At 67.6% G+C, this 1,412-nt stretch carries 1 protein-coding gene; it reads right to left on the bottom strand.

All coding sequences use genetic code 11. From position 1 onward, the window contains the following. Positions 1-1,412 (bottom strand): RHS repeat domain-containing protein (locus tag ACXAHD_RS32120; protein WP_475055169.1); only part of this gene is annotated, 1,412 nt, incomplete at both ends.

Consider the following 1,412-nt stretch of genomic DNA (forward strand, 5'->3'; position numbering starts at 1 on the left):
GTAGTAGCGGGCGCCGGTGACGGCCTGGGTGGTGGTGTTGAGGGTGTGTTGCTGGCCGGGGAGGTAGAGGGTGGTGGTGCCGGGGTCCTTTTGGAGGAGCAGGTTGCCGTCGGCGTCGTAGAGGAAGGTGCTGTCGCCGGTGGTGCTGCCGTCGATGGCGGTGAGTTGTCCGGCGTCGTTCCAGGTCAGGGTCTGGTTGCCGTTGCCCGCGTCGCGGCTGGTCATGTTGCCGGCGTTGTCGTAGCCGTAGGCGTGGCTGGTGGTGGTGGCTCCGGTTGTGGTGGTGCCGGTGAGGGTGTGTGGTTGTCCGGCGCCGTTGCCGTCGTGGGTGTAGGTGGTGGTGGTGTCGGAGCCGCCGCTGGTCGAGTAGCGGGTTTGTTCGGTCCGGTTGCCGATCAGGTCGAACTGCCAGTTGGTCCAGTAGGCGCTGGAGGGGCCGAGGTTGCTGCCGACGGTGCTGCGGCTGGTGGGGGTGGGGGTGGCGGCGCAGTCGTCGGTGGCGGTCCAGGCCTGGGTGAGGCGCTGCAGGTTGTCGTACTCGAAGCACTGGGTTTCTGAGGTGCTTGTCGAGGCGAGCCGGGTGGAGGTCTGTTGTGTGACGTTGCCGTACGGGTCGTACTGGTAGTGCTGCCGGTCGATTTCGGCGGGTGTGGCTGCGGCGCGGGTGACGAGTTGTTGGGTGAGGCGGCTGGTGTGGTCGTCGTAGCTGTTGGTGATGTAGGCCCAGTTGGGTGAGGTGCCGATGGTGACCTGGTTGGTTCGTGCCCAGGCGTCGTAGGAGGTGCCGTCGGCGTAGCCGGCGAGACCGCCGACGACGCTGGGGAGGTCGAAGCCGCCGGTGTAGAAGTGGTTGACGGTTTCGGCGGGCAGGCCGCCTCGGCCGGGGTACACGCTGCGGCCCAGCAGGCCGGTGGTGGTCGTGTACACCTGGGTGAAGGTGTAGGCGCCGGCGAGGAGGCCTTCGGCGGTGGGGATGGTGACGGTCTGGCCGATCGGCTTGCCGAACACGTTGAACCCGCGTTGCTGCGTCGTGTACGGGTTGCCGTCCCAGTAGGCGGTGGTGGTGGTGAGTTGCCCGATCGGGTACCGCATGTTGGGGATGGCGTTGTTGGCGTTGTCGTACACCCAGGACGCGAGTTGGTTGGCCGGTGTCTGGGAGGCGATGGTGGCGGCGTACCTGCCGGTCTTGCGGTTGAGCGCGTCGTAGGTGTGTGAGGTGGTCCTGCCCCGGGAGTCGGTGGACTGGAGCAGGTTGCCGTTGCCGTCGTAGGTCATGCCGGTGGTGGCGCCGGCGTCCGGGTCGGTCCTGGCGGTGACCCGCCCGAGCAGGTTGTAGGTCGACGTCCACATGTTGCCGTCGGCGTCGGTGACGCGGTGTTGGTTGCCGTGGCCGTCGTAGCCGTAGGTGGAGG

This window comes from Micromonospora sp. ABR4_055, assembly GCF_056160425.1.